The sequence below is a fragment of the Streptomyces kebangsaanensis genome, from assembly GCF_001906585.1.
Classification (GTDB): domain Bacteria; phylum Actinomycetota; class Actinomycetes; order Streptomycetales; family Streptomycetaceae; genus Streptomyces; species Streptomyces kebangsaanensis.
In genome coordinates this window covers 1-7,186 of record NZ_JUJA01000045.1, presented here as the reverse complement: position 1 = coordinate 7,186, position 7,186 = coordinate 1, and the positions used below count along the sequence as shown (strand labels likewise).

Genomic DNA, 7,186 nt, shown 5'->3' with positions numbered 1-7,186 from the left:
CCGAATCCTCTAGCCAGTGTGTATCATGCGTCCGTCAAGGGGAAGGTGGTTCTCGATATTTGCCGCTATCTGGTTAGGGCGGCAAAATCATCTGAGGCCCTGACGTCGGAATTCCTCTACGTTTTGGAGATGCTTGGGCTACGGCACGTGAACGAGCCGATTTCGATGACCTGGCTCCCCCGGGTCAATGGGCCGTCCGTGGTTCTTACACCAGAGGAAAACTTCAAGTGGCTGATGGTTCAATCTCTACACGCAACCAATAATTTTGGAATCGCGTGGGATGATCCATTCTTTGTAGTTGAGTAATCAGCAGAGCCACTCACCTCATGACTAGGTCGGCGGAGTCTCAATGACCGAGTCAAGGTGACGGGCGCCGACCGTCAGTGAGGACGGCGCCCGTGAGAACTTTGACAAGTGCTAGATCTCCGGGCTTGGGCAGGGGGCTACCAGTGTCGCAGATCTAATCGGGTGACCTGGGGCTGCCGGTCGGGACACCTGTCGCTGGTGGTCGCCGTTGGTCGGCTTTGGGGAGCCTCGGACGGCCCAGAGACGGCCCAGCGGACGATCACTGCGGCCGCCGCTGATCGGATCACCTCAGCAGCAGTCCGACCGGTGGCTGTACTGTGCAGCCCAGGCGGAGGGGCGCTGTCAGGGACCAGGGGGGCACATGAGCACAGGCATGGTTAGGCACTGTCCGGCGGATCATGCGGCCGTGATGGCACCAAGTTAGTTCTCGCGGGCCGGACTGCGCCCGGCTGCGAGGCGTTTCTGCCCCTCGCGCACAGGCAGGACCGCCAGTGCGGTGTCTGCAATGTTCCGCAGCGTCTCCGGGTCCAGGCCTGCCTTGCCTACCGCCTCGATACCGCGGACCACTGTCAGCAACAGTGCCGCCAACCGCTCCGGATCCGCAGCGCTATCAATGTCGCCGTGGCGCTGGGCGGCGCTGATCTCCGTCCGCAGCAGGGTCAGCAGTGCCGTCATGGTCTCGGCCGACCGTCCGGCGACCGCCGGATCGTGCTGGGCGAGTTCCGCCGCACCCTTGGCCAACAGGCATCCGCGGCGCTCGGTGTCGGAGGCGGTGTTCTCCGCCATGAGGTGCACGTATCCCGACAGCCGGGTCAAGGCTTCTGCGTCCGGGCCACCTGCCATCTGCCCTTCGGCCACCTCGACGACTGCGGTGCACCAGTCGTCGAACACTCGGTGGAACAGCTTGGCCTTGTCGCCGAATGCGCCGTACAGGCTGCCCTTGCCCAGGCCGGTCGCCCGGGCGATGTCGTCCATCCGGGTTCCGGCATAGCCGGCCGCCCAGAACTGTTCCCTGGCCCGCTCCAGGACGTGGCGTTCGTCGAATGCGCGTGGTCTCGCCATGGCCTCAGCCTATCGATTCTTGACTCGATCGTCCATTACTGCCTAGATTATGGACGATCCATTCCACAACTGAAGGGGTTCGACATGCCAGGCGTGCTGCAGGAGAAGGTGGCCGTGATCACCGGAGGGACCAGCGGGATCGGGCTGGCCATCGCCCACCGCTTCGTCCGGGAGGGCGCACGCGTCTTCGTGACCGGCCGGGACATCGACCGCCTCGAAGCGGCGGTCAAGGAGCTGGGCCCTGCGGCCACCGGCGTACGATGCGACGTCTCGGTCCTGGCCGACCTGGACGCGCTCTACGCGCGAGTCCGCGAGGAGGCCGGACGCATTGGCGTGCTGGTGGCCAACGCGGGAATCACCGCGGACGCAGCGCTCGGCGCCCACACCGAGGCGAACGTCGACCTGACGCTCGCCGTCAACGTCAAGGGCACGCTGTTCACCGTTCAGAAGGCGCTTCCGCTGCTGGCGGAGAACGCCTCCATCCTGGTCGTCGGCTCGTGCAACAGCGTGCGGCCCAATGAGCAACTCGAGGTCTACAGCGCCTCGAAGGCGGCGGTGAGCAACCTCGTGCACAACTGGGCCCGGCAGTCGCGGGAGCGCCGGTTCCGGATCAACGTGCTCAGCCCGGGACCCACGCGGACCCCTGGCCTGCTGGGCGCCGCGGGACCGGACATCGACCAGTTCGCCGAGGCCGCCGTGCCACTGGGGCGGCTGGCCGACGCCGAGGAAATCGCCGAGGCCGCCCTCTTCCTGGCTTCGGACGCCTCGTCGTTCGTCACCGGCGCCGAACTCTTCGCCGACGGCGGCTACACCCGGGCCTGAACGACGGCCGGTGGTGCGCATCCGGTTCCCTCGAAGCGATGTGGCGCACTCCCGGCCGCGCGTGTGTGTCGTACGAGGCCCAGTGTGTCCGAAGCAACGAGAGCGTGGCCGCGGCCTCTTTGGATGACGTCGGCCGCCACTCCGACTGCCGCTCCGACAACGCCAACCTCCGTTGGATGCTCATCCGTCTCGTCGAGGAGACCGGACGGCACGCGGACACCGTGAGGGAGCTGCTCGACGGGGCGAAGGGGTACTACTAGGTCTCTCCGGTGGGTCGCGACCGGAGCCAAAGTCGGATCGAGGCAACGGTGACGGTGCCGTAGAAGACGTAGGCGCGTTTGTCGAACCTCGTCGCCACAGCCCGGAAGCTCTTGAGGGCATTGATCGTCCGCTCCACCTCGTTCCTGCGTTTGTAGATCGTTTTGTCGAAGCCGGCGGGCCGACCGCCCCTGCTGCCTTTGTGCTGTCGGTTGGCCCGTTGGTTCTTCGGTTCGGGGATCGTGTGCTTGATCTGGCGTCGCTGCAGGTAGCGGCGGTTGCGACGGGATGAGTAAGCCTTGTCTCCGCCGAGGTGGCCAGGCCGAGTCCGAGGTCGCCCGCCATCCCGGCGGGCGACACGGACACGCTCCATGACCGGGATGAGCTGCGGAGCGTCGCCCCACTGCCCCGGGGTAATCAGCAAGGCGAGTGGGCGGCGTCCGCCCTCACCGGCAAGGTGGATCTTGCAGGTCAGGCCGCCCCGTGAGCGTCCCAGGCCCTCATCGGGGCGGTGCAGCAGGGGCGTCTGTCTTTTCCCCGGAAGCCGCGGGGGTTTCTTACGTGCTCCCGCGGCGTGTTGGTGGGCCCGGCAGGAGGTGGAGTCCACGCTCACCATAGACCAGTCGATGCGGCCTTCCGCGTCAGCATCGGCGAGGACAGCCGCGAAGAGCTTGTCCCATGTGCCATCTGCTGACCAGCGCCGATGCCGCTCGTACATGGTCTTCCACCGACCGAAACGCGCAGGCAGATCCCGCCACGGTACCCCGGTGCGTTGCCGGAACAGAATCCCGTTGATCACCCTGCGATGACTCTCCCAACGGCCTCCGCGCTGACCGGATTTCGGTAGATGCGGCTTCAGCCGGGCCCATTCTTCATTTGTGAGATCTCCCCGCCCCATGAACATGCCAACGAACCAAGGCTGGGACAGTCACAAGATCCGCTGGACACGGCCTAAGAGTTGTCCCGCATGTCAGGCCGAGGCTGTCGTCCTGGTCGGTGCGTGAGAGAGGATCAACAGCGATCTGGTCCATCAAGTGTTCAAGAGGCAAATGTGGTTGACGGTGTGCAGACGTTCGAGCTCTTCCAGTTCGCAGATACGGTCCAAAGCGTCGCGGTTGAGGTGAGATGCGGTGCGCCTCTGACGGTGGGCGAAGAGCGGTACTATCCAGCCGAAATCGTTCTGAAGAGCGACTTCGTCAACGGGCGGGTCGGCCTACAGGTATCGCATGAGGATCTGGACGAGTGGGAGCGTTGCCTCGATGCCCTTCAGGCTGAGGAGGGGGCCGAGTGGCCGGCCGGTGACCGCAGCGCATGGGTGGACGTGGTTCCCGATGACCCGGTGGAGGTGACTGTGCACGACTCGCCGTCGACGCAGATCGCGGTGCGCGTACCGATCGACGTCGCTTCGGAGTGGCTGGAGGAAAACCGGCTGCGGTTGGATCGTGTCCGGGCGGCTGTCTCAGCGTCCTCATAGGGCCCGCAGGATGTGATGATCTTCGTGTGGCTGGAGTGATCACGGCGTCTGAGCCGTCTTGGATAGCACCGTTCACCGGGCTGAGCCCGCGCTGTTTCCGCAAGCTGGTGAATGCACTTCGTCGCGACGGAGCGGACGCGGTCCGGCGGGGTCGGCCGTGGAGCCTGCCATTGGACGACCGGGTGCTGCTGGTCGCGGCCTACTGGCGGACGAACTTGACGCTGCGCCAGCTCGGTCCCCTCTTCGGGGTCTCGAAGTCCGCGGCTGACCGCGTCATCAACCATCTTGGGCCCCTCCTCGCGCTTCGGTCGCGTCGGCGGTTCCGCAAGGACACCGTGCTGATCGTGGACGGCACCCTGGTCTCCACCCGCGACCACACCATCGCCGAGCAGTCCAAGAACTACCGGTACTCCACCAACCACCAGGTCGTCATCGACGCCGACACCCGCCTCGTAGTCACGGTCGGCCGGCCCCTGCCCGGCAACCGCAACGACTGCAAGGCCTGGGAGCTGTCCGGAGCGAAAGCCGCCGTCGGCCACACAACAGTGATCGCCGATGGCGGCTACCGCGGCACGGGACTGATCATTCCGCACCGCCGTGAAGCCGGGCAGGCGGAACTTCCGGCCTGGAAAGAGGAGCACAACCGCTCGCACCGCAAAGTCCGTGCCCGCGTCGAGCACACCTTCGCCCGCATGAAGGGCTGGAAGATCCTCCGCGACTGCCGCCTCAAGGGTGACGGTGTTCACCACGCGATGCTTGGCATCGCGCACCCCACAACATCGCCCTCGCTGGACGCCCCGAGGGGCCAGACACTGAGCTGGCTGACTCAGCTCTTCGATCATTGCGGGACAACCCTTAGGCGGTCGCGCGGGAAACCGCAGTGCGGCAGCATTCAGCCCTGATCTATGATCACCCTGCCTGCGTCGGCCGGCAGCTGTAGACCCGCAGCACCGGCCCGTTGTGGAGGGGGCCAGCCCGTTCGAGCCGGGCCAGGTGGGCTGACATCCGCTTTAGGAGTTCGATCCTTGGGTGCACTGGCGCACCTCCGTCCAGGACGCCCAGTCCCCGCCCGGCTGCTGGACTTCGCTGTTGTTCGCTGACGTTGATGTCAGCGTTGGATGTCACTGGGCCAGCGCGGATCAAAGCTGAGACCGGCATTACCACGAGGTGGTTGTTGCTGACGATTACGCGTGCACCTGCCACTCTGCCTGAGGGATGTGGCCCTCTGAGGTGTCTCCGACACGATCAGCCCACTCGCGGGCGACGAAGACCGGTCGCGTGAGGAGGATGTCCCCCGCACGCTGTGCACGCATCTGCAGCCCGAGTTCATCGGCGCCGGGGTCGCCTTCTTGGGAGAAGTAGACGTCCTTCCTCAGGCCGTGGGACAGCACGTAGTCGACGAACTGGTCCGCCAGCTGTGACGGCACATGTCCAACCAGCCGGAGCCCGTCCATCGTGACCTGAGGTCCGTGCAGGGCGTCGACCGCCACTCCGTGCAGGCGGCCGGCGGCTGCATAGTAGGTCGTCAGTGCCTGTCCGCCGGAGTTCGGCAGATGGAACTCTGCCAAGCTGCCCGGAACGAGCAGGCTGGCGTACTCCACGTCCAGCGCAGCAACGACCTCGTCATGGCTCATCCCGAAACGCAGCGGCCCGACGCTTACGAACGGCAGGAAGTCCCACTGCAAGCGCTCTGCGTCGTCCAGTACTACGCCTGCAGGTCGCATGGCCCGCCCCCTCATACGCCTTGCTGATCCGATCGAAGCTGGATGCTATCGGGCTTGGCGTGGGGACCCCTTCGTCCCGAAGCAACTTGCCTGGGCGCTCGACCTGGGGCTGGTGTGCCTCTCACCTGCTGCGACGGTCCGCAGCTGTCCGCCGCTGTGCGTCGGCGTTGTCACGCAGTTAGACACTCATCCGGCCAACGCGGAACCGTGCAAGGTGTGTTCGCTGTCGTGTCATGTCGTGGACACAGCCAAGCCGAGAGCCGACTCCTGTTTGGGACTGCTGCACGGATGGGTGACAGTCGGGTTTCATGCCGCGAGGGCTGCGGCGGGCTTCATGGTGGTCTCGAACTCGATGGGGGTCAATCGGCCCAGCCGTAGTTGTCGGCGACGCCGGTGGTAGGTCCGTTCGATCCAGATGACGATCGCGGTGCGGAGCGCTTCTCGGGTGGTCCAGGTGCGGCGGTCCAGGACGTTGTTCTGCAGGAGTGCGAAGAACGACTCCATGGCCGCGTTGTCACCGGCGGCGCCGACCCTTCCCATCGATCCGACCAGGCCGTGACGGTTCAGGGCGTGGATGAACTTCCGGGACCTGAACTGCGAGCCGCGGTCGGAGTGGACGACGCAGCCGGCCACCACGCCTCTGCGTGCGGCGGCGTTGTCCAGCGCGTTCACCGCGAGCCGTGCCTGCATCCGGCTGCCGATCGAGTAACCGACGATCCGGCCGGAGCAGGCGTCCTTGACCGCACACAGGTACAACGTGCCCTCTCCGGTGGCATGTTCGGTGATGTCCGTCAGCCACAGCTCGTTCACCGCGTTCGCGGTGAAGTCACGCCGGACAAGGTCGTCGTGCACCGGCGGCCCGGGTCGCTTGCCGTTCTTCGACCGCTTCTTCCCGAACACTGACCACCAGGCGTTGTCCCGGCAGATCCGCCACGCGGTCCGTTCACTCATCCGCTCGCCTGCCGTCTCGGCTTCCCCGGCGAGGAACCGGTAGCCGAACTCGGGATCGTCGCGGTGGGCGTCAAACAGCGCGTTCGCCCGGTGGGCCTCGGTGATCTCGGCCTCGGTCACCGGCCGGCGAAGCCACCGGTAGTAGTGCTGGCGAGCAAGCCCCAGTACCCGGCACGCGACCGCGACCGGGATCTTGTCGGCGGCGAGCTCTCTCACGAGCGGGTAGAGCCTTTTCCCGGCAGGTTCGCCTGCGACAGGTAGGCCGCCGCGCGGCGCAGGACCTCGTTCTCCTGCTCCAGCAGCCGGATCCGCTTCTTCAGCTCACGGTTCTCCGCCGACTCGGACCTGGTGACACCAGGCTTCTCGCCGTCCTCCACGGCGGCCTGGCGCAGCCACTTCGACAGCGTCATCTCATGGACGCCGAAGTCCTTCGCGATCTGCGCAAGGGTGACGCCCTTCTCGCGGTTGCGGGCCACGCGCACGACGTCGTCACGGAACTCTTCGGGATAGGGAACAGGCACAGCAACATCCTTCCAGGCCGCCCCACGGGCAAGCCAGATCAGATGTCACCACACCGTGCAGCAGTCCC

8 protein-coding genes and 1 pseudogene are annotated in these 7,186 nt (G+C 65.8%); 5 read left to right on the top strand and 4 right to left on the bottom strand.

Annotation, left to right across the window (positions count from 1 at the left end):
* Window positions 1–306 (top strand): hypothetical protein (locus RH94_RS42525; protein ID WP_234425565.1); only part of this gene is annotated, 306 nt, incomplete at its 5' end.
* A 420-nt stretch (window positions 307–726) separates the two neighbouring features.
* Here the strand turns inward: RH94_RS42525 and RH94_RS06155 are convergent.
* Window positions 727–1,368, bottom strand: a complete 642-nt coding sequence (locus RH94_RS06155; protein WP_073946633.1) for a TetR/AcrR family transcriptional regulator — start codon at window positions 1,366–1,368, stop codon at window positions 727–729.
* 84 nt (window positions 1,369–1,452) lie between these two features.
* Between RH94_RS06155 and RH94_RS06150 the strand changes: the two genes are divergently transcribed.
* Complete coding sequence (locus RH94_RS06150; protein ID WP_073946632.1) at window positions 1,453–2,190, top strand: SDR family NAD(P)-dependent oxidoreductase; 738 nt, start codon at window positions 1,453–1,455, stop codon at window positions 2,188–2,190.
* Window positions 2,191–2,228: 38 nt separating this feature from the next.
* Window positions 2,229–2,450: a mycothiol transferase gene (locus RH94_RS06145; protein WP_079188915.1), complete on the top strand. Its 222-nt coding sequence runs from the start codon at window positions 2,229–2,231 to the stop codon at window positions 2,448–2,450.
* Here RH94_RS06145 and RH94_RS06140 read toward each other — a convergent pair.
* Window positions 2,447–3,346: an IS5 family transposase gene (locus RH94_RS06140; RefSeq protein ID WP_073946730.1), complete on the bottom strand. Its 900-nt coding sequence runs from the start codon at window positions 3,344–3,346 to the stop codon at window positions 2,447–2,449. The genes RH94_RS06145 and RH94_RS06140 overlap by 4 nt on opposite strands.
* 165 nt (window positions 3,347–3,511) lie before the next feature.
* Between RH94_RS06140 and RH94_RS06135 the strand changes: the two genes are divergently transcribed.
* Both RH94_RS06135 and RH94_RS06130 read left to right on the top strand, forming a co-directional pair.
* Window positions 3,512–3,922, top strand: coding sequence for a DUF5959 family protein (locus tag RH94_RS06135; protein ID WP_234425564.1), 411 nt, complete (start codon window positions 3,512–3,514; stop codon window positions 3,920–3,922).
* Between the two features lie 26 nt (window positions 3,923–3,948).
* Window positions 3,949–4,715, top strand: a pseudogene (locus RH94_RS06130) (transposase); the annotation flags it as partial.
* A 391-nt stretch (window positions 4,716–5,106) separates the two neighbouring features.
* Here the strand turns inward: RH94_RS06130 and RH94_RS42520 are convergent.
* Together RH94_RS42520 and RH94_RS06120 are read right to left on the bottom strand one after the other, a co-directional pair.
* A complete protein-coding gene (locus RH94_RS42520; RefSeq protein ID WP_234425563.1) occupies window positions 5,107–5,607 on the bottom strand; it encodes a hypothetical protein in 501 nt (166 codons plus the stop codon).
* A gap of 345 nt (window positions 5,608–5,952) precedes the next feature.
* Window positions 5,953–7,118 (bottom strand): IS3 family transposase gene (locus RH94_RS06120; RefSeq protein WP_234425562.1). Its coding sequence is split into 2 segments (ribosomal slippage): window positions 5,953–6,831 and window positions 6,834–7,118, totalling 1,164 coding nucleotides; the frame shifts between segments, so codons are not numbered across the junction.
* Window positions 7,119–7,186: the final 68 nt, after the last annotated feature.

What these genes read in the sequence shown, in the direction of transcription:
- RH94_RS06155 (WP_073946633.1), bottom strand. Translation starts at nt 1,368, where the DNA reads ATGGCGAGACCACGCGCATTCGACGAACGCCACGTCCTGGAGCGGGCC.
- RH94_RS06150 (WP_073946632.1), top strand. Translation starts at nt 1,453, where the DNA reads ATGCCAGGCGTGCTGCAGGAGAAGGTGGCCGTGATCACCGGAGGGACC.
- RH94_RS06145 (WP_079188915.1), top strand. Translation starts at nt 2,229, where the DNA reads ATGTGGCGCACTCCCGGCCGCGCGTGTGTGTCGTACGAGGCCCAGTGT.
- RH94_RS06140 (WP_073946730.1), bottom strand. Translation starts at nt 3,346, where the DNA reads ATGGGGCGGGGAGATCTCACAAATGAAGAATGGGCCCGGCTGAAGCCG.